Source organism: Virgibacillus halodenitrificans JCM 12304 (assembly GCF_001310895.1).
Lineage (GTDB): Bacteria > Bacillota > Bacilli > Bacillales > Amphibacillaceae > Virgibacillus_Q > Virgibacillus_Q halodenitrificans.
Window position 1 is genome coordinate 1 of record NZ_BAZS01000024.1, and the last position, 20,175, is coordinate 20,175.

At 37.3% G+C, this 20,175-nt stretch carries 18 protein-coding genes; 17 read left to right on the plus strand and 1 reads right to left on the minus strand.

All coding sequences use genetic code 11. The annotated features are described in order from the left end of the window. The first annotated feature begins 415 nt into the window (after nucleotides 1–415). From lspA to JCM12304_RS12735, 13 genes are all read left to right on the plus strand, one after another. On the plus strand, nucleotides 416–889 hold the full coding sequence (lspA, locus tag JCM12304_RS12675) for a signal peptidase II (RefSeq protein WP_019376542.1): 474 nt from the start codon (nucleotides 416–418) through the stop codon (nucleotides 887–889). Beyond that, a complete protein-coding gene (locus JCM12304_RS12680; RefSeq protein WP_019376541.1) occupies nucleotides 886–1,800 on the plus strand; it encodes an RluA family pseudouridine synthase in 915 nt (304 codons plus the stop codon). The genes lspA and JCM12304_RS12680 overlap by 4 nt, the downstream gene beginning before the upstream one ends. A 163-nt stretch (nucleotides 1,801–1,963) precedes the next feature. Then, entirely contained in the window at nucleotides 1,964–2,506 is a 543-nt protein-coding gene (gene pyrR, locus JCM12304_RS12685; protein ID WP_019376540.1) for a bifunctional pyr operon transcriptional regulator/uracil phosphoribosyltransferase PyrR, read from the plus strand. A gap of 180 nt (nucleotides 2,507–2,686) precedes the next feature. After that, on the plus strand, nucleotides 2,687–3,613 hold the full coding sequence (locus JCM12304_RS12690) for an aspartate carbamoyltransferase catalytic subunit (RefSeq protein ID WP_060680778.1): 927 nt from the start codon (nucleotides 2,687–2,689) through the stop codon (nucleotides 3,611–3,613). After that, complete coding sequence (pyrC, locus tag JCM12304_RS12695; protein WP_060680780.1) at nucleotides 3,567–4,850, plus strand: dihydroorotase; 1,284 nt, start codon at nucleotides 3,567–3,569, stop codon at nucleotides 4,848–4,850. The genes JCM12304_RS12690 and pyrC overlap by 47 nt, the downstream gene beginning before the upstream one ends. After that, nucleotides 4,843–5,940 carry a carbamoyl phosphate synthase small subunit gene (locus JCM12304_RS12700; RefSeq protein ID WP_019376537.1) on the plus strand — a complete coding sequence of 366 codons (1,098 nt, stop codon included), beginning with the start codon at nucleotides 4,843–4,845 and terminating at the stop codon, nucleotides 5,938–5,940. Before pyrC ends, JCM12304_RS12700 begins: the two co-directional genes overlap by 8 nt. Next, nucleotides 5,933–9,133: a carbamoyl-phosphate synthase large subunit gene (gene carB, locus JCM12304_RS12705; RefSeq protein ID WP_060680782.1), complete on the plus strand. Its 3,201-nt coding sequence runs from the start codon at nucleotides 5,933–5,935 to the stop codon at nucleotides 9,131–9,133. The genes JCM12304_RS12700 and carB overlap by 8 nt, the downstream gene beginning before the upstream one ends. After that, nucleotides 9,130–9,882 carry a dihydroorotate dehydrogenase electron transfer subunit gene (locus JCM12304_RS12710; protein WP_060680783.1) on the plus strand — a complete coding sequence of 251 codons (753 nt, stop codon included), beginning with the start codon at nucleotides 9,130–9,132 and terminating at the stop codon, nucleotides 9,880–9,882. The genes carB and JCM12304_RS12710 overlap by 4 nt, the downstream gene beginning before the upstream one ends. Beyond that, nucleotides 9,879–10,793: a dihydroorotate dehydrogenase gene (locus JCM12304_RS12715; RefSeq protein ID WP_082388043.1), complete on the plus strand. Its 915-nt coding sequence runs from the start codon at nucleotides 9,879–9,881 to the stop codon at nucleotides 10,791–10,793. Before JCM12304_RS12710 ends, JCM12304_RS12715 begins: the two co-directional genes overlap by 4 nt. After that, entirely contained in the window at nucleotides 10,790–11,503 is a 714-nt protein-coding gene (gene pyrF, locus JCM12304_RS12720) for an orotidine-5'-phosphate decarboxylase (protein ID WP_060680785.1), read from the plus strand. The genes JCM12304_RS12715 and pyrF overlap by 4 nt, the downstream gene beginning before the upstream one ends. Next, nucleotides 11,490–12,104, plus strand: coding sequence for an orotate phosphoribosyltransferase (pyrE, locus tag JCM12304_RS12725; RefSeq protein WP_060680788.1), 615 nt, complete (start codon nucleotides 11,490–11,492; stop codon nucleotides 12,102–12,104). Before pyrF ends, pyrE begins: the two co-directional genes overlap by 14 nt. A 145-nt stretch (nucleotides 12,105–12,249) precedes the next feature. After that, the gene (locus JCM12304_RS12730) at nucleotides 12,250–13,110 is read left to right on the plus strand and encodes a LysR family transcriptional regulator (RefSeq protein WP_019376531.1); all 861 of its coding nucleotides are present in this window, start codon (nucleotides 12,250–12,252) and stop codon (nucleotides 13,108–13,110) included. Between the two features lie 60 nt (nucleotides 13,111–13,170). After that, nucleotides 13,171–13,590 (plus strand): organic hydroperoxide resistance protein, encoded by a 420-nt coding sequence (locus tag JCM12304_RS12735; RefSeq protein ID WP_019376530.1) that lies wholly within the window; start codon nucleotides 13,171–13,173, stop codon nucleotides 13,588–13,590. A 21-nt stretch (nucleotides 13,591–13,611) separates the two neighbouring features. Here JCM12304_RS12735 and JCM12304_RS12740 read toward each other — a convergent pair whose 3' ends face one another. Further along, nucleotides 13,612–15,324 (minus strand): Rqc2 family fibronectin-binding protein, encoded by a 1,713-nt coding sequence (locus JCM12304_RS12740; protein WP_060680790.1) that lies wholly within the window; start codon nucleotides 15,322–15,324, stop codon nucleotides 13,612–13,614. Between the two features lie 134 nt (nucleotides 15,325–15,458). Here JCM12304_RS12740 and JCM12304_RS12745 point away from each other — a divergent pair, with 134 nt between their 5' ends. The 4 genes from JCM12304_RS12745 (at nucleotide 15,459) to rpoZ (ending at nucleotide 19,958) form a co-directional block, all read left to right on the plus strand. After that, on the plus strand, nucleotides 15,459–18,113 hold the full coding sequence (locus JCM12304_RS12745) for a calcium-translocating P-type ATPase, SERCA-type (protein ID WP_019376528.1): 2,655 nt from the start codon (nucleotides 15,459–15,461) through the stop codon (nucleotides 18,111–18,113). A gap of 719 nt (nucleotides 18,114–18,832) precedes the next feature. Beyond that, entirely contained in the window at nucleotides 18,833–19,096 is a 264-nt protein-coding gene (gene remA / locus JCM12304_RS12750; RefSeq protein WP_019376527.1) for an extracellular matrix/biofilm regulator RemA, read from the plus strand. 26 nt (nucleotides 19,097–19,122) lie between these two features. Continuing rightward, a complete protein-coding gene (gene gmk, locus JCM12304_RS12755) occupies nucleotides 19,123–19,740 on the plus strand; it encodes a guanylate kinase (protein ID WP_019376526.1) in 618 nt (205 codons plus the stop codon). After that, complete coding sequence (gene rpoZ, locus JCM12304_RS12760; protein WP_060680792.1) at nucleotides 19,740–19,958, plus strand: DNA-directed RNA polymerase subunit omega; 219 nt, start codon at nucleotides 19,740–19,742, stop codon at nucleotides 19,956–19,958. Before gmk ends, rpoZ begins: the two co-directional genes overlap by 1 nt. Nucleotides 19,959–20,175 lie beyond the last annotated feature (217 nt).

Here is a 20,175-nt window from a genome sequence, read left to right on the forward strand (position 1 = left end):
ATGCTATTCCGGCAGGAGTCGCCGCCCTCCACTCCAATCAATTCGTACACAGCATATTCTGGGGTATGCAGACGCAATTTTTCTTCCTAGGTATAATAGTAAATAGTAGCGAAGGAAAAATACGGAGACTCCTGGGGAAGGTGAGGCATCGGTGAGACCCCGGAATGCGTAGTATTTTTCCGTAGCGGTGTTATTTAGCTATTTTATATTAATTGGGAAATAAGTTTTCACTACGTCGCAGTTTCCTCCAACTATGAAATAAAGGGTAATATAAAAGAACAATTAGTTGGTAACTATTGTTTTATTCGTTAGGTTAAATGGAGTCTTGTTTAGTCTTTTGTTATAATCTGTTGATAATTTATGAGTTTGCGTTTAAGATAAAAAAGACTTAGCTATTGGAATCGGGGGAAATAGAATGTATTTATATTATCTTTTTGCATTGATTATCATCGGATTGGATCAATTAACAAAGTGGCTTATAGAACAATCAATGCAGATTGGCGAAAGAATAACAATAATTAATGATTTCTTTTATCTCACATCACATCGTAATAAAGGTGCTGCCTGGGGAATTCTCCAGGGCCAGATGATATTTTTTTATATCATTACCATTGTGGTGGTTATAGGTGTAGTTGTTTATATGCAAAAATATGCGAAAACAAATAGGTTGCTTGGAGTATCGTTAGCCTTTATTTTAGGTGGTGCAATCGGGAACTTTATAGATAGGTTATTTCGACACGAAGTGGTAGACTTTTTTGATTTTATCATTTTCAATTACGACTTTCCTATTTTTAATGTTGCAGACTCTGCTTTAGTAGTGGGTGTTTTCCTTATCATCATTACTACAGTTTTAGATGAGAGAAAGGAAAGGAAGGAAAATAATAAATGACGAAGATATTTAATTATAGTGTTACATCAGAGCAGGCTAAAACGAGACTCGACAAGTTATTGTCAGACGTCAATCCAGATACTTCCCGCTCACAAATACAGTTGTGGATTAACTTGAATTTAGTAAAAGTTAACAGTGAAGATGTTAAAGCAAATTATAAATGCCAACCTGGTGATGTGATAGAGTGGACGGTTCCACAGACTGAACCATTAAATATACAAGCAGAAAATATTCCGTTAGATATTGTATATGAGGATACTGACTTATTGGTAGTCAACAAACCAAAAGGAATGGTAGTTCACCCATCAGCAGGCCATCAATCAGGTACTTTAGTTAATGCTTTATTATATCACTGCAATGATTTATCCGGAATAAATGGTGTAGAACGTCCAGGTATTGTTCATCGTATTGATAAGGATACAAGCGGTCTGTTAGTTGTTGCTAAGAACGATATTGCCCATACCCATCTTTCAGATCAAATGGCCGCAAAAACGATAGAGCGTAAGTACGTAGCAATAGTTCATGGGGAGATTGCTCATGAGACTGGTTTAATTGATGCACCGATTGGTCGTGATCCCAAGGACCGGCAAAAAATGTCGGTAGTCGATAATGGAAAACCAGCAGTAACGCATTTTCGTGTTTTGCAGCATTTTCCAGATTATACGTATATTGAGTGTCAGTTGGAAACTGGAAGGACTCACCAGATCCGGGTACATATGAAATATATTGGTTATCCATTAGTAGGGGATCCTAAGTACGGGCCAAGAAAAACAATGGATATAGGTGGTCAAGCTTTACATGCCAAAAAGCTTGGATTTACTCACCCTATAACGAAAGATTGGCTGGATTTTGAAGTTGAAGCTCCTGAGCAGTTTAAAGAAGTTTTATCTTATATTGAAAAAATGTATTGACAGAGAGAGAGCAATTTGAAATAATATAGCAAATGGATGAACCTTTAATCTAGTCCTGTGAGGCTTAAAGGAAGCGTTATGTTTGGAATATGTATGATATGCATAAACCAATCCCTTTTCTCCTCATAGAGAAAGGGATTTTTCTATGAGAAGGGTGATGAACATGAAGAAGAAGACAGACATTCTTGATAAACCTGCAATTAGTCGAGCTTTAACAAGAGTTGCCCATGAAATTGTTGAGAGGAACAAAGGGGTAGAAGATGTTGTGCTAGTGGGTATTAAGACAAGAGGAGTCCCGCTGACCAAACGATTACATGATAAAATCCGGCAAATAGAAAATATTGAAGTTCCTATTGGGGAATTGGATATTACATTGTATCGAGATGACTTAGAAAAAAGCACAACGCACCAGGACCCTGAATTAAAAGAAACCAATATTGAGGTTGACCTTTCAGGAAAAACAGTTATCCTTGTAGATGATGTGTTATATACGGGACGTACTGTAAGAGCAGCTTTGGATGCTATTATGGACATTGCCCGTCCATCACAAATTCAGCTTGGTGTATTAGTAGACCGAGGACACAGAGAATTACCAATCCGTGCAGATTATGTAGGAAAGAACATACCTACCTCGGATAAGGAGATCATTGTTGTTCAGCTAGATGAAATAGATAATGCAGATCAAGTATCTATTTATGAAAAGTAAAACTAAATTATGAAACCTTTAACTAGATCCAGAGAGGTCTATAAGGTTGCCCTGAAAATACGTATGCTCAATACGTATACCTCTTTGCAGCCTTTTGCAAGGAGGTTTTTTTATGGAAAAAAAGAAGGCACTTGAAATTTGTAAGAAAAATCTATTCGTTGATGATAAAGGAGAGGAATTATGAGACATTTTATTTCAGTAAACCAATTGAGTGTGAAAGAAATTCATTCCCTTTTAGATACTGCCGAATCACTGCGAAACGAAAATAAAAAAGTCAACGACCAAATCTTTGCTGCAAATTTATTTTTCGAACCAAGTACAAGAACAAAAATGAGTTTTATTGTTGCACAGAGAAAGCTTGGATTGGAAGTGTTAGATCTGCACGAGGATATTTCCAGCACGAGAAAAGGTGAAACACTATATGATACTGCGAAGACGTTCGAATCGATAGGAGCTAATTTACTTATTGTTCGACACCATGCTGATACATGGTTTGAGGACCTGCAAGATCAAATTTCGATACCAATTATTAATGGAGGCGCTGGAAAGGCGGAACACCCTACCCAATGTTTATTAGACCTTTTAACTTTATATCAAGAGTTTGGTAGATTAAGAGGATTAAATGTAGTTATTGTAGGAGATATTAAGCACAGTAGGGTTGCTCGTTCCAACGCTAATGCTCTTAAAAGGCTTGGGGCAAAGGTTAGCCTTTGTGCAGCTCCTGGTTTTGAAGATCATAGCTTAGACTTTCCTTATATAACGATAGATGAAGCTACTAAGAAATGCGATGCTTTGATGCTTTTGCGTATTCAACATGAGCGGCACACAACCAACTCATTTATTGATGATTACCTGAAAAATTATGGGCTGACAAAGGAAAGAGAAAAAAGAATGCAGAAGCATGCAATTATTTTACATCCTGCCCCAATAAATCGTGGAGTGGAAATAGACTCTGACTTGGTAGAATGTGAGCGATCCAGAATTTTTAAGCAAATGAATAATGGAGTGTTTATAAGGATGGCAATAATGATTGAATTATTACAAGAATGGGGGTTATTAAATGAAAATATTATTGAAAAACGCGAGAAGACTGTCGTCAGTGTATGAATTAGAACCATGTGAAATTTTAATTGAAGGAAATCGTATTAAACAAATAAAATCAGCTATCCGTGAAAACGCAGATCGCAACATAGATTGTAATGGAAATGTTGTCTTACCAGGGTTTATTGATGTGCATATACATTTGCGCGAGCCCGGCGGGGAACACAAGGAAACAATTAAAACGGGAACGCTGGCGGCTGCGAAAGGTGGTTTTACAACTGTATGTGCCATGCCGAATACGAATCCGGTTCCTGATCGAAAAGAAACTTTGGAAAAATTGGTCGAAAAAATTAAAAAAGAGGCAAAGGTTCGTGTGTTGCCATATGCAGCAATCACAAAAGATTTAAAAGGTGAAGAATTAACAAATATTGATGAATTAGTCATGGCAGGGGCTTTTGCCTTTACAGATGATGGCGTGGGCATACAAACTGCTGATTTTATGTTAAAAGCTATGAAGCAGGCAGCCGCTTCTGGAAAAGCTATTGTTGCTCATTGCGAAGATAACTCTATTGTCTATGGTGGTGTTGTGCATGATGGGGATGTAAGTAATAGACTAAATCTTCCAGGATTACCTGCACTAAGTGAGTCAGTACAAATTGCCAGGGATGTGTTATTGGCTGAAGCTGCCGGATGTCATTATCATGTCTGTCATGTAAGCTCCAAAGAATCCGTTAGAGTAATTAGAGATGCAAAAAGGGCTGGCATCCACGTAACAGCTGAGGTTACCCCTCATCATTTATTATTAAATGAAAACAATATTAAAGATCAAGATTCAAATTATAAAATGAATCCTCCATTACGCGCCAAGGAAGATCAGGAAGCATTATTAGAGGGACTGTTAGATGGTACGATTGATTTTATCGCAACAGATCATGCTCCACATGCAGAGGAAGAAAAATCACAAGGGTTTTTGAATGCTCCTTTTGGCATTGTAGGTCTGGAAACAGCATTTTCTCTACTTTATACATATTTGGTTAAAACAGAAAAAATTAAGCTGCACCAGCTAGTTGATTGGTTAACCAAAAAACCTGCAGAAGTTTTCCAATTGCCATATGGAAAATTAGATGAGAACACGATTGCAGATATTACGATTGTTAACTTGGAAAAAGAGTTAAAAATAAATAAGGAAACATTTCAATCCAAGGGGAGAAATACACCTTTTCAAGATTGGATAGTATCAGGTATACCTGTAATGACAATAGTTGATGGGGAAATAGTTTTCGAGGGGGATATGAATGGATAATAGACAGCTTATATTAGAGGACGGTACTGTATTTACAGGAGAAAGTATTGGCAGTGACACTTCTGCATTTGGAGAAATTGTATTTAACACAGGCATGACCGGCTATCAGGAAGTTATTTCTGACCCCTCCTATTGTGGACAAATTGTTATGATGACATATCCCCAAATAGGAAATTATGGCATTAACCGTGAAGATTTTGAGACGGTGACCCCTTTTATAAGAGGTTTTGTTGCGAAGGAAGTCTGTGAGCACCCGTCAAACTTCCGAAGTGAAGAAACATTAGACAGTTATTTAAAAGCAAATAATATTCCCGGAATAACAGGGATTGACACAAGGAAACTGACTAGAATCATTCGGCAGCATGGGACAATGAAAGCAACAATTGTTCCAATAGATCAACCGGTTGAAGAAGTAAAAGAAACTATGCACGTAACAAATTTACCTGCAGATCAGGTGAAGCAGACTTCTACAGTAACACCATACGTGGTGCCAGGCAGAGGAAAGCGGATTGTAGTTGTAGATTTTGGAATGAAGCATGGTATTTTACGAGAGCTGACAGAACGGCAATGCCATGTAACGGTTGTGCCATATAATTACAGTTCTGAACAAATTTTACGCTTAAAGCCAGATGGCATTGTCCTAACAAATGGGCCTGGAAATCCAAAAGACGTTCCAGAAGCTATACATATGATAAAGAATATTATTGATAAACTTCCTATTTTTGGTATTTGCTTAGGGCACCAGCTATTAGCCTTAGCATGTGGAGCTGACACAGAAAAGATGAAATTTGGACATCGAGGTGGTAACCATCCAGTGAAGGATCTGGAAACAGAAAAAACGTATATCACCTCTCAAAACCATAGCTATGCTGTAAAGAAAGCTTCTCTTAATAATACTGAATTGTTATTAACTCATGTTGCACTTAATGATAATACAGTAGAAGGTATAAAACATCGGGTTTATCCTGCGTTTTCCGTTCAGTTCCATCCGGAAAGCTCCCCTGGTCCCGAAGATACCAGTCATTTCTTTGATTCATTTATTAGCAAGTTAATTGTAGACCAACCGAAGGAGGAGAAGATATATGCCTAAAAATACAAAAATAAAAAAAATCCTCGTTATTGGGTCAGGGCCCATCGTCATCGGGCAGGCCGCAGAATTTGATTACTCTGGTACGCAAGCATGTCAAGCGCTAAAAGAAGAAGGTTATACAGTTATCTTGGCCAATTCAAATCCAGCTACAATTATGACGGACCATACGGTAGCTGATAAAGTATATATGGAACCATTAACTGTTGAATTTCTTACGAAGATTATCAGGGTAGAAAAGCCGGATGCTCTTCTTCCTACACTTGGGGGACAAACTGGTTTAAATTTGGCAGTGGCATTAGATGAATCTGGAATATTAGAAGAATATCATGTGAATTTATTAGGTAGTTCTTTAGAAGCAATCCAACAGGCGGAAGATCGTGATAAATTTAGAAAACTAATGAAGGAGCTAAATGAGCCTGTCCCTGATAGTCAAATTGTTCATACAGTAGAAGAAGCTTGTGAATTTGCTGCACAAATAGGTTTTCCATTAATTGTCCGACCTGCTTATACTCTTGGGGGAACAGGGGGAGGTATGTGTGCAGACCTTTCAGAATTAAAGGCAATTACAAGAAATGGATTGTCACTATCTCCAGTAAACCAATGTTTAATTGAGAAGAATATCGCTGGCTTTAAAGAAATTGAATATGAAGTAATGAGAGATCAAAAAGATCAAGCAATTGTTGTTTGCAATATGGAAAATGTAGACCCTGTTGGTATACATACAGGAGATTCGATCGTGGTTGCTCCTTCGCAAACGTTAAGTGACCGAGAAAACCAATTATTAAGAAACGCATCTTTGAGAATAATTAGGGCATTGAAAATTGAAGGTGGCTGTAATGTACAATTAGCTATTGATCCTCATAGTTTTCAATATTATATTATTGAAGTTAATCCAAGGGTAAGCCGATCATCTGCGCTCGCTTCTAAAGCAACCGGTTATCCAATTGCGAAAATGGCCGCCAAGATAGCTGTTGGTCTGAGCTTGGATGAAATCATTAACCCAATAACAGGGAAAACCTACGCCTGTTATGAACCTGCTCTTGACTATGTAGTTTCAAAACTTCCGCGCTTTCCATTTGATAAATTCATTACAGGTGATCGTTATCTCGGTACCCAAATGAAAGCAACAGGAGAAGTTATGTCGATTGGGCGTAATTTTGAAGAATCATTGTTAAAAGGGGTACGTTCATTGGATATTGGCACGGAATCACTTTATATGGAACATATTGCAAAACTATCCAAACAGAAAATCATTGAACGTCTAATTAAAGCAGATGATGAAAGAATCTTTGTAATCGCTGAGGCCTTTAGAAGAGAGATGACTATTGATGAGCTCTTCCACTATACAAAAATAGATCGATACTTCCTTAATAAGATACAAAAATTAGTACAGATGGAAATGGAATTACGTGAAAATCTGTATGAGTACAATATTTTAAAGTCAACCAAAGAACGAGGATTTTCAGATGAACATATTGCAGGGTTATGGAATAGGGATATTGATGAAATTTACCAATTCAGAAAAGAAAACAATTTAATACCAATTTATAAAATGGTTGATACATGTGCTGCTGAGTTCGAATCTGTTACTCCATATTTTTACAGTACCTATGAGGATGAAAATGAATCAATAATCACTGAAAGAAAGAAAGTGTTAGTATTAGGTTCTGGTCCGATTCGCATCGGACAAGGAATTGAGTTTGATTATGCTACAGTTCATTCTGTATTAGCCATTAAAGAAATGGGTTATGAAGCAATTATTATGAATAACAACCCGGAAACAGTATCTACTGATTTTAGCATATCAGATAAACTATATTTTGAACCATTAACATTAGAAGATGTTATGCATGTGATTGATTTGGAGAAACCTGAAGGAGTCATTGTACAGTTTGGTGGTCAGACCGCCATCAACCTTGCAGCTGGGCTTGAACGGAGAGGGGTAAAAATCTTAGGTACAAGTTTAGAAGCAATTGATCAGGCTGAAGATCGTGATAAATTTGAAATATTATTGGAAGAGCTTAATCTGTTAAGACCCAAAGGGAAGTCTGTACTCGCTCTTACAGAAGCAACATCAGTCGCAAACCATATTGGTTATCCAGTACTAGTAAGGCCATCATATGTAATAGGTGGCAGCAGAATGGAAATTGTCTATAATGATGAAGAATTGCAAGCATACCTACTAAAAACAAACAGCATTACAAACGAGCATCCTATTCTGATTGATAAATATATTACTGGTATTGAAGTAGAGGTTGATGCAATAAGTGACGGAGAAACAATTATCGTGCCAGGAATAATGGAGCATATTGAACGTGCAGGTGTGCATTCCGGTGACTCCATTGCAGTATATCCTCCTCAACGTTTAAGTGAGCAAATAAAACAAAAATGTCTGGATGCTACCATAAAGCTAGCTAAAGCATTAAAAGTAAAAGGACTAATCAATATACAGTTTATCATACGTGATGAAGAGGTTTATGTATTGGAAGTAAATCCACGTGCAAGCCGTACCATTCCTTTCCTTAGTAAGATAACAGGAGTAACTATGGCGAAGATAGCTTCCAAGTGTATTTTGGGTGAAAAGCTGACAGACTTAGGGTTTCGTACAGGAATCCTACCAGAAGATGATCAAGTATCAGTCAAGATTCCAGTCTTTTCTTTTGAAAAATTACGTAGTGTAGATACTACGCTTGGACCAGAGATGAAATCTACCGGGGAAGCGATTGGTTACGACAAAACACTAGAAAAAGCGTTATATAAAGGCTTGATTGCTGCTGGACTGCGTGTACCACATGAAGGAGCAGTGTTGCTTACAGTAGCGGATAAGGATAAAGAGGAAGTTCGTTTTATAGCGGAGCGATTTCATCAACTCGGCTTTCATTTGTATGCAACAGAGGGGACTGGTGCATTTTTACAGAGATTTGGAATTCCAGTAACCAAGGTAGGTAAGATTGGGGCTGACGAACCAAACGTCTTATCAATTATTGAAAATGGACTTGTGCAGTTTGTTGTTAACACATTAACATCTGGCACGCGACCACGCTCAGATGGATTTCGAATCAGAAGGGAAGCAGTTGAGCATGGCATTGCTTGCTTGACCAACCTGGATACTGCAAATGCCATTGTTAATGTTATAGATTCTACTTCATTTAGTGCCAAGCCTATTGTGAATAAAGAGGTTGAAATTGTATGATTAAAAAAGTTGAAATGCTCATCTCGCAAAGGAGAATTATTGCTTTAGACACGGTAGAATTAACACTTAAAAATAAATATATTAGCCAAACAGCAAGGCCTGGTCAGTTTTTGCATATTCTCGTTGAAGGCCACTCGTTAAGACGCCCACTGTCAATTGCATCCATAAATAAGGTTGCTGAAACAATTACTGTTTTATTTAAAATAAATGGTCCGGGGACAAAAAAGCTTTCAGAATACAAAAATGGAATGTACCTTGACGTCCTAGGGCCTAATGGCAATGGCTTCCAAATTGAAGAACATGATAACACCATCTTATTAATTGGAGGGGGCATTGGAGTTCCCCCTATGTACTTTCTTGGAAAACATCTTGTGGAGCAAGGAAAGAAAGTTATCTCCATACTGGGTTTTCAATCAGCAGGGCATGTTTTTTATGAAGATGAATTTGAAGCTTTAGGTAGAACCATCATTGTAACAAATGATGGTTCTTATGGAGAAAAAGGATTTGTAACCGATGCATTACGTTTAGTAGAGGATTTTGAGTGTTATTATACATGTGGGCCTTTACCAATGCTAAAAGCAGTTACGGCAAAATTAAATGATTGCAGTGGTTATATCTCGCTGGAAGAGCGAATGGGTTGTGGAGTTGGAGCTTGCTTTGCATGCGTTATTCCTACAAATGATCATTTTGGCTATAAAAAAATATGTAAAGATGGACCTGTTTTTCATTCAAAGGAGGTATCTTTGTGACAGATTTACGTATTGAATTACCTGGTCTACAATTAAAAAATCCTATCATGCCCGCATCTGGCTGTTTTGGTTTTGGACGTGAATACAGTAACTTTTATGACCTTAGTAAATTAGGTGCAATCATTACGAAGGCTGCGACAGGAACCAAAAGGTATGGGAATAACACCCCAAGGGTTGCAGAAACCTCATCAGGTATGCTTAACGCAATAGGATTGCAGAATCCCGGAGTGGAAAAAATTATTGCATCTGAAGTTCCGTTCTTATCAAACTTTGATACATCAATTATTGCGAATATTGCTGGCAGTTCTATAGAAGAATATGTAGCAGTTGCAGCTGCATTTAATGAAGCGCCACAAGTGGCTGCACTGGAATTAAATATTTCCTGTCCTAACGTAAAAGAAGGGGGAATCCAATTTGGTACTGACCCATTGATGGCTGCAGAAGTTACAGCAATGGTCAAAAGGGTTAGCGATCTACCAGTTTATGTAAAATTATCACCTAATGTAAGCAATATCGTGGAAATGGCAAAAGCGGTAGAGAAAGCAGGTGCTGATGGGTTATCGATGATTAATACCCTTACTGGAATGCAAATAAATCTTAAATCTAGGAAACCTTTATTAGCAAATAAAACAGGTGGCCTATCCGGACAGGCAATTAAACCAGTCGCTATTCGAATGATACATGATGTTAGCCAGCATGTATCCATACCTATAATTGGTATGGGAGGAGTAACGAGCGCTGAAGATGTCCTAGAGTTCTTATTGGCGGGGGCAAGTGCAGTAGCCGTCGGAACAGCTAATTTTCAAAATCCATTTGTATGCTCTGAATTAATTGATGAATTACCTTCTATATTAGATAAATATGGATTTAGTTCGGTAAGTGACGTAATTGGAAAAGGAGTAATCGTATGAACAACAAAATCTATTTAGCATTGGATTTCCCCACATGGAAAGAAGCGGAAAAATTTTTACAAGTACATCAATTGGAACATATTCCCGTGAAAGTGGGGATGGAGTTGTTTTATAGGGAAGGACCTGCCTTAATTGAAAAATTAAAAGAAAAAGGGCACCCCATTTTTTTAGATTTAAAGCTTCATGATATTCCTACAACGGTTATGCGGGCAATGGCCAACCTGGCAAGTATGGAAGTGGATATTGTAAACGTACATGCTACGGGTGGTAGTGAAATGATTAAGCGTGCAAAGGAGGGCTTAATCAATGGTTCATCTTCATCACCTAATACGAAGCTAATAGCAGTCACCGTATTAACCTCCATGGATAAAGCGGTGATGAACAAAGAGCTTCGCTTATCTGGAGAAGTAGAAGAGCAAGTCGTGCGTCTTGCTACTTTGAGTAAAGAAAGTGGAGCAGATGGAGTCGTGTGCTCCGTACATGAAGCAAACGCAATAAAAACAGCTTGTGGGTCATCATTCTTAACTGTTACCCCAGGGATTCGATTGGAAGATTCAAAGCAGAATGATCAAAAACGGATTGCTACACCCCATTTTGCTAAAATAAATGGAGCAGATATTTTGGTGGTTGGTAGAAGCATCACCAAGGCTATTAATCCGAGGCAAGCATATGACCAAATAATAAAGGAGTTTGAACATGGAAGTAAATAAAGAATTGGCAAGAGAGTTAGTTAAAATTAAAGCAGTTCAAATAAATCCAAATAAGTTTTTTACATGGACTTCCGGAATCAAGTCACCGATATACTGTGACAACAGAATGACAATGTCTTATCCAAAGGTACGGAAAAAAATAGTTAGTGCTTTTAAACAATTTATCGAAAATATGGAAGAACAGCCAGAGGTTATAGCGGGATGTGCCACTGCAGGTATCCCACATGCTGCGTGGCTTGCTGAAGCCCTAGACTTGCCTATGGTCTATGTCCGAGGTAAAGCTAAAGGGCATGGGAAGGGAAACCAGATAGAAGGGGATCTAAGAGAAGGTCAGCGCGTAATAGTGATTGAAGACTTAATCTCTACAGGAGGATCTTCAATTGAAGCCGCAAAATCATTGGAAAAATCGGGTGCAGAAGTACTTGGAGTATTAGCTATTTTTACTTACGGTTTAGCTATAGCCTCAGAAAACTTTAAAAAAGAAAAAATATACTTACATACTATTACCAACTTTGATTCTCTAGTGGATCTACTTGTAGAAGACGGGGAACTCCCACCCGAAAAAAAGGCGGGGTTGCTGGAGTGGCGTAATCAATTATAAAGCTACTAAACACTTTGCTTTTCTTAATTATTCTAAATCTGATTGTAGAGAAGAATTATTCTCAGACCAAGTTAACTATCGTGCAACCTATATCGCCTTCCTTTATAATGGGGATAATAACTATACTTGATCAGAGGTTATAGAAATGAGAATAGAAGATTATATGCTACTACTGAAATTAAATGAGATTGGGACGATCAGAGGAACAGCTAAGGCAATCCTTATATCCCAACCTGCAGTTACTCAAAGGCTCAAATATATGGAAGAATACTTTGGGCAAACCATTTTCATTCGTACTTCTAAACGTTTAGTCCCTACCCCTAGTGGTGAGATGATATTGGAGCATGCAGCAACTGTAATCGAAAAGGAACAAACAATTAAAAACAAAATTGCCCAATCCAGCAAAGAGGTTCAAGGAACGTTATCCATTGCTTGTTCGTCATTAATTAGTCAACGTTTTTTACCATCAATACTTGGAGACTTCACAACACAGTATCCTAAAGTTGCGATTGATCTGGTAACTGGAATCAGCGAAAATATTAAACGTCATCATAAAAGTTATCATATTTGTATCATCAGAGGAGAGAAACTAAAAGAAAGTACCTGTATACATTTATTTGATGATCCTCTTTATATCTTTGATACAGAACCCTTCCCAGTCAATACTTTAAAAGAAAGACCGTTGATCTCTTTTAAAAGTGATGACAGTATGAATGAATTGGTAGATCATTGGCTGTACCATCATCAGGGAGATATTAAACCAGTAAAAACAATTACCGTCGATCAGATTGAAACATGTAAGCAATTAATGAAGCAGGGGCTTGGGATGGCGGTTTTACCGGAAAGTGTTTCTGATTCTATGAAAGAGGAATATCATTTTGTTCCTCTTCACCTGGAAGGTATTCCTGTGACCAGAGACACATGGATTTGTTATCAGGAAGGGGTAAAGCAACTCCCACAGGTGAACCACTTTATTAATTCAATAACAAGTCAATCATTTCTTTAGATGTTTATTTTCTTCTTTAAAAAGGAATACCTATTTATGTAGTTAAAAGGAGGAATAAAAATGAGTGATGTATTATTTACTTCAACAGCAACTGCAAAAAATGGTAGAGAAGGCCATGTAAAATCAAAAGATGAGCTTATTGACCTTGAATTGGTTAACCCAATAACGAACAAAGAAGATAAAGGATCGAACCCAGAGCAGCTTTTTGCTGCTGCATATGCAGCCTGTTATGATGGAGCATTAAATTTAGTTGCTTCCAAACAAAAGAAAAAAATAAGTTCTGAAACAACAGCTGATGTAAGTCTTTTAAAAGATCCTGAAGATGATGGTTTTAAAATTGGGGTTACACTAACAGTTAATATAGAAGGTGTTAATCCTGAAGAAGCAGATGAACTTACAGAAGCGGCGCATCAAGTATGTCCTTATTCTAAAGCAACAAGAGGAAATGTCGATGTAAAAATTAATGCGAAGGCAGTATAAAAAAGGAGTGAGCTTCTAAGCTCACTCTTTTTCTTTTAATTTTTCCACTAGCTGTTTACTAGGTGTAACAAATACTGTTTTCTGATTTTCATAAATAACATAACCTGGTTTGGCTCCGTTTGGTTTTTTAACGTAGCGAATTTTTGTATAATCAACAGGAACAGAGGAAGATTGCTGTGACTTACTAAAATAAGCTGCGAGCTGGGCTGCTTCCATAATCGTTTCCTCAGTAGGCTCTTTAGCTCGTATGAGCACGTGGGAGCCCGGTATATCCTTTGTATGTAACCATATATCATCTCGATGAGCTAACTTCATAGTTACATACTCATTTTGTTTATTATTTTTACCCACAATAATTGAAGTCCCATCTGAAGAGACAAAGCTCTCGGGTTCCGGCTTTTTTGATTTGTTTTTCTTCTTTTTGCTTTTTGACTGTTTCTTAAGATAGCCTTCTTCTCTTAGTTCTTCTCGTATTTCTTCAATATCTTCCAATCCAGCGACATCAATTTGCTGAAGTAACTGTTCGAGATAATTTATTTCACTTTCTGTTTTCAGCATTTCCTTTTCAATTACTTCCTTGGATTTCTTCAGCTTTTGATATGTTTTAAAGTAGCTCTGTGCGTTTTCACTTGGCGTCTTATGAGGATCTAATTCGATGATCAAATCATTTTGTTCTGGATCATAGTAATCCTGAACGGTTACGGATGTATCCCCGTTTGACACAAGATGTAAGTGAGCAGTAAGCAGTTCTCCTGACTTTTGATATAAATCGGCTTTCTCTGCTTTTTTAATTGTTTGCTGATGCTTTTTTATTTTACGTTGATTCTTATCTCGTTCATTTTTGATAAAACGATACAGATCTTTTGCCTGTTGTTTTACGCGATCCCGTTCCGCCTTACCTGAGAAGAAATGATCAAGCATTTCACTAACTGAGTGAAATGAATGCTTTTCTGTATTAGTGATGGATAAAGGCAAAACATGAAAGTCTTCCTTCGTGCCAAGATAAATGGCTGGTTCATACTGATGATTAATAACATTAGCTTGAAACTCTTTGTAAATCTCCATATACCTCTGCTCGGAACCAAGATTTGCTCTTCTTTCTATTTCTTTCGCAATAAAAGGGGAAAATCCAGTTAGTGCATGAACTATTTGCATCTCCATTTTTCCACTATTAAAATCCAGTTTTTTTATGAAATCATTCTCATCAGCGGTTAAAATGTCTAATTTATCCTGCATCGGAGGAAGTTTATAAGGATGCCCAGGCATGATCGTACGATGTCGATTTTGAGACATAGTGATATGTTTGAGACTATCTATAATGGTTCCCTTTTCCTGATCAATTAATAGAATATTACTGTGCTTTCCCATTAATTCGATGGTAAGTGTCTTCGTACTTATATCTCCTATTTCATTTCTTGACTTAACGGTAAAGGAGACGATTCGCTCCATACTAAACTGTTCGATGCTTTCAAGTTGTGCCCCTGATAAATACTTTCTTAACACCATACAAAACATTGGAGCTTCCTGTGGATTGACATAATGGTCATTTGTCAAATGGAAACGTGTATAAGTGGGGTGTATGGACAGTACTAATGTGTGATTAGTTCCTTGACTTCTAATTGTGAATACAATTTCTGTAGAAGTTGGTTGATATATTTTTGTGATTTTTCCTGGTACTAACTCTTTTTTTAGTTCCTCTGTTACTGCATGCGTAACAATTCCGTCAAATGGCATACAATCACCTCTCGCCAATTATAGCATTATTTAGGACAAGTCTGCATAGATATTAACTATAATAGCGAAAACCAGCTTTTTTAACTAAGTTTGTATTCATAGTTAATAATAGGGCTGATTTGGAGGAATGGTGGATGAAATGGTATCAATTAGACGTAGAAAAAGTAGAACAGAAGTTGCACGTAGTTACAAACAGAGGGCTCAGTCCAAAGCAAGTAGAGCAACGCCGTAAGCAGTATGGGTTTAACGTTTTGGAATCCCAAAAAAACATATCTAAATGGTTACTGTTTTTAAAACAGTTCCAGGACTTTATGGTACTTGTATTACTTGCTGCCACACTAATAGCAGGAATTCTTGGTGAATATGTAGATGCTATTGCCATTATGGTAATTGTTTTGGTAAATGGATTTATTGGTTACTTTCAAGAACAAAAGGCTGAAAATTCACTTGAGAAGTTAAAAGAACTTTCTGCCCCCATGGCAAATGTTTTCCGTGATGGAAAATGGGAAAAAGTTTCTTCCAGAGAAGTAGTTGTAGGAGACATTGTTAGAATAACAAGTGGTGATAGAGTTCCTGCGGATGTACGGATAACTAAATCGAATAGTCTGGAAACCGAGGAATCTGCACTTACAGGAGAATCTTTACCCGTAGCGAAACATGCAACACCAATCAACAGAGATCATGTAGATGCGCAAGACCAAGTGAACATGGGGTTCATGGGTACTTTGGTAACAAGAGGTTCAGCAATAGGGATCGTTGTTGGAACTGGAATGAATACGATGATGGGGCAAATTGCATCATTAATGGTGAATACAAAGAAAGTGATGACACCACTTGAAAGAAAACTAGCCGAATTAGGTAAAATTCTCATCGTAGTTGCACTATTCTTAACTGCATTAGTGGTAGTGTTAGGAGTAATTCAGGGGCACCCCGTCTACAACATGTTTCTTGCAGGAATATCACTGGCTGTTGCTGCTATCCCTGAAGGTCTTCCAGCCATAGTTACCGTAGCTTTATCTCTTGGAGTTCAGCGTATGATCAGGAAAAAGGCAATTGTCAGGAAGCTTTCTGCTGTAGAGACATTGGGATGTGCTTCTGTCATTTGTTCTGATAAAACGGGAACGATGACTGAAAATAAAATGACTGTTAAAGAATTGTTTCTAAATGGAAAACAATTATACGTAAGTGGGGATGGTTATGACATTCGAGGGGACTTCTACCTCTCTGATACAAAATTAGATGAGAAATATCCTAACCTGCAAGAAATGCTTATGTATGGAATGCTTTGTAACAACGCTAATTTACAAGTGAAAAAAGGTAAGTATTTGGTAGATGGGGATCCAACAGATGGCGCATTGCTTGTAGTAGCTAGAAAACTAGGTTTAACTGCTGTGATTGAAGAGAATTATCGAATAGTGAAAGAGATACCTTTCGATTCTGATAGAAAGCGGATGAGTGTAGTTATAGAAGATGAAAATGGGATGCGTTTTTTGATAACAAAGGGAGCACCTGATGTACTACTCCCAAGGAGCACCTTTCATTTCAATGCCAGTGGAAGAGCCCGACTTGATGCTGTAGATAGCCAATCTATACAGGAAGCTGTTGGACGTATGGCAGATAAGGCTTTAAGAACTCTTGCTATTGCTGTTAAACCACTTGCTAAAAATGACTCTCTGGAAACCTCCTTTCTTGAAAAGGATCTTACTTTTATTGGGTTGTATGGAATGATGGACCCTCCACGTAAAGAAGTGAAGTCTGCAATTGAAGAGTGTCGGCAGGCGGGCATACGTACCGTAATGATAACTGGCGACCATGTTAAGACTGCAAAGGCAATAGCTTCAAAACTAAACATATTACCAGAACATGGGCTTGTATTAGAGGGGCATCAATTAAATAAATTAACTGTAAATGAGTTAAAAGATGTTATTGAAGACACTTATGTTTTTGCCAGAGTAACACCAGAACATAAATTAAAGATTGTAGAGGCTTTTCAGGAAAAAGGACATATTGTGGCAATGACAGGGGATGGGGTAAACGATGCTCCTGCAATAAAGGCTAGTGATATTGGAATAAGTATGGGAATCAGTGGGACGGATGTTACGAAAGAAGCTTCTTCGTTAATCTTAATGGATGATAATTTTGCAACAATAAAATCTGCTATTCAAGAAGGCAGAAATATTTATGAAAACATCCGCAAATTTATTCGATATCTTTTAGCATCAAACGTAGGTGAAATTCTTGTTATGTTATTTGCTATGTTGTTAGCTTTACCACTCCCACTGGTCCCAGTCCAAATTTTATGGGTTAATCTTGTTACAGATGGTTTACCTGCAATGGCGTTAGGTTTAGATAAGGCGGAAAGTGACGTAATGAAGAAAGTTCCAAGAAATCCGCGTGAAGGCGTTTTCGCAAGAGGATTAGGTTATAAAATTATTACAAGAGGAATAGTAATCGGGATTGTAACCCTGCTTGCGTTTATTATTACCTATCAGAACAACCCCGACAATCTTGTATATGGACAAACCATGGCTTTTACCACGCTAGTTATGGCCCAATTAATTCATGTTTTTGATTGTCGAAGTGAACACTCCGTATTTTCAAGAAATCCATTTGAAAATATGTATCTAGTATTTGCCGTAATTTCTTCCCTACTATTAGTTCTTATTGTGATTTATTGGGAGCCGTTGCAGCCAATATTCCATACAACATCTCTAAATTTGCGAGATTGGATGCTGATCCTTGGTCTAAGCGCGTTACCAACTGTATTATTTGGGTTCACTAAAAAATAATGACCAAAAATAAGGGGCTGGGACATAACTAAACAACGTTATTCTAAAGACGAACTATTTAAAATGTGGGAACCCCGCTCCGGAAAAACACTTCGCTTTCCGTGGGCGCTGCTAAGCCTCCTCGTGCTATGCACTCCGGGGTCTTAGCTAGGCTTTTTCTCCCACAATGGTTTTCGGTGGGACGAGTAATCGCAGTCCCAGGAGTCTGCGTGTTTTTCCTCCGCTAATTCGTTCCAAAAAATAAATCCGAACCATAATTCATTATTAGTATGAATCGGTTCGGATTTTAACTTTATAAAATTTCATTTGGCCCAGCCTCTTTTTCTCTAAATAACTATAAAATTATAATATATTAATAATCTTTTACTGATTAGATACATTTTAACCACTCAATTATGTTTACTTCTTAAATACTAGTTCGACTTGGTCACACTCATAATTAAGATTTCTTGCTTAAGTTTCCAAGAGGTAACACTAGTCACTTATTACTTTCTTATCTAAGTATTTCACTAACCACACAAAAAAGTTTTCAACTCAGTCTTTCACAGGTATAATTAAATAAATAGACATGACAGCATGACGTCAACCTGTTTTCCAATATTAACATACACTATCATTTGCACTATGTGTAATTTGGTAATAAAGATAAGTATGATATACTTTTTTAATGTATACTTTTTGTAGTATAATGAGATACATTGTAGTTAGGGGGAGCAAATTTGAGTTTACGTCTTATAAATATTGGTTTTGGTAACGTAGTGTCAGCTAATAGGGTGATATCAATTGTGTCACCTGAATCCGCACCGGTTAAGCGTATTATTGCTGTGGCTAGAGAGAATAATAAATTAGTTGATGCAACCTATGGAAGAAGAACGAGGGCTGTTATAATAACAGATAGTGATCATGTAGTATTATCTGCTGTGCAACCGGAAACTGTTGGTCAGCGCGTACTAAGTCACGAAGAAGTTACGGATGATAATTAAAGCGTATAATAGTAGGAGGAACTATTTTGATTGAAGAGAAAGGTATTTTATTTGTTCTTTCTGGCCCATCAGGAGTAGGAAAGGGTACAGTAAGAAAGGAACTTTTTAATCAGGCTACAGATTTGAAATATTCAATTTCCATGACAACAAGAGACATCCGACCAGGCGAGGAGGATGGAGTGGATTATTTCTATAAAAGTAGAGAAGAGTTTGAAAATCTGATTAAAAACAACCAGCTTTTGGAATATGCTAAATATGTCAATAATTATTATGGTACACCCAGAGCATATGTAGAGGAAATGCTAGAAGCAGGTTATGATGTTTTTCTGGAAATTGAGGTGCAAGGCGCCTTGCAGGTAAAGGAAAATTTTCCTGAGGGTGTATTCATCTTTCTTTTTCCTCCAAGTTTGGAAGAACTGAAAAACAGAATCATAAATAGAGGAACAGAAACATCAGAGTTAGTTTTGAACAGGCTGAAGGAAGCAAGAAACGAAATTGAGATGATGGATGCGTATGATTATGTAGTTGTGAATGATCAAGTTGAATTAGCAGTAGAAAAAGTACAATCCATTATTCAAAGTGAACACCTGAAGCGGGAACGAATTGCAAAGCAATATAAACAGTTATTGGAGGATGAATTGTAATGTTAGAACCATCGATTGATGCTCTTCAAGAGAAAATTAATTCTAAGTACACGTTAGTAACTTTATCTGCTATGAGGGCAAGACAAATGAGTGAGACAAAGAACCCTTTAGTAGACCACCCATTCTCACATAAATATGTTGGGATGGCTTTGGAAGAAATACTTGCCGAGAAGCTTACGATTGCAGATGGACAAAAAAAGACAGTGAGTAGAGGCTGAAATAGTGAGAGGCTTTACTAACTAAATGTACATGCCTCTTTTCAAACTAAATGAATATGTTCTCTATAAACCCCATCGTTGGATAGACGAGGGGTTTCTTAATTTAGAAAACGATTGATTACATTTTTAATCTCTATTAAGCTTATTGCTAAGAAGGGAATTTTTGGTTCGTCAAAAACGGCTGTAACTAAATGCTGCAAATGAATTTGTATATGTA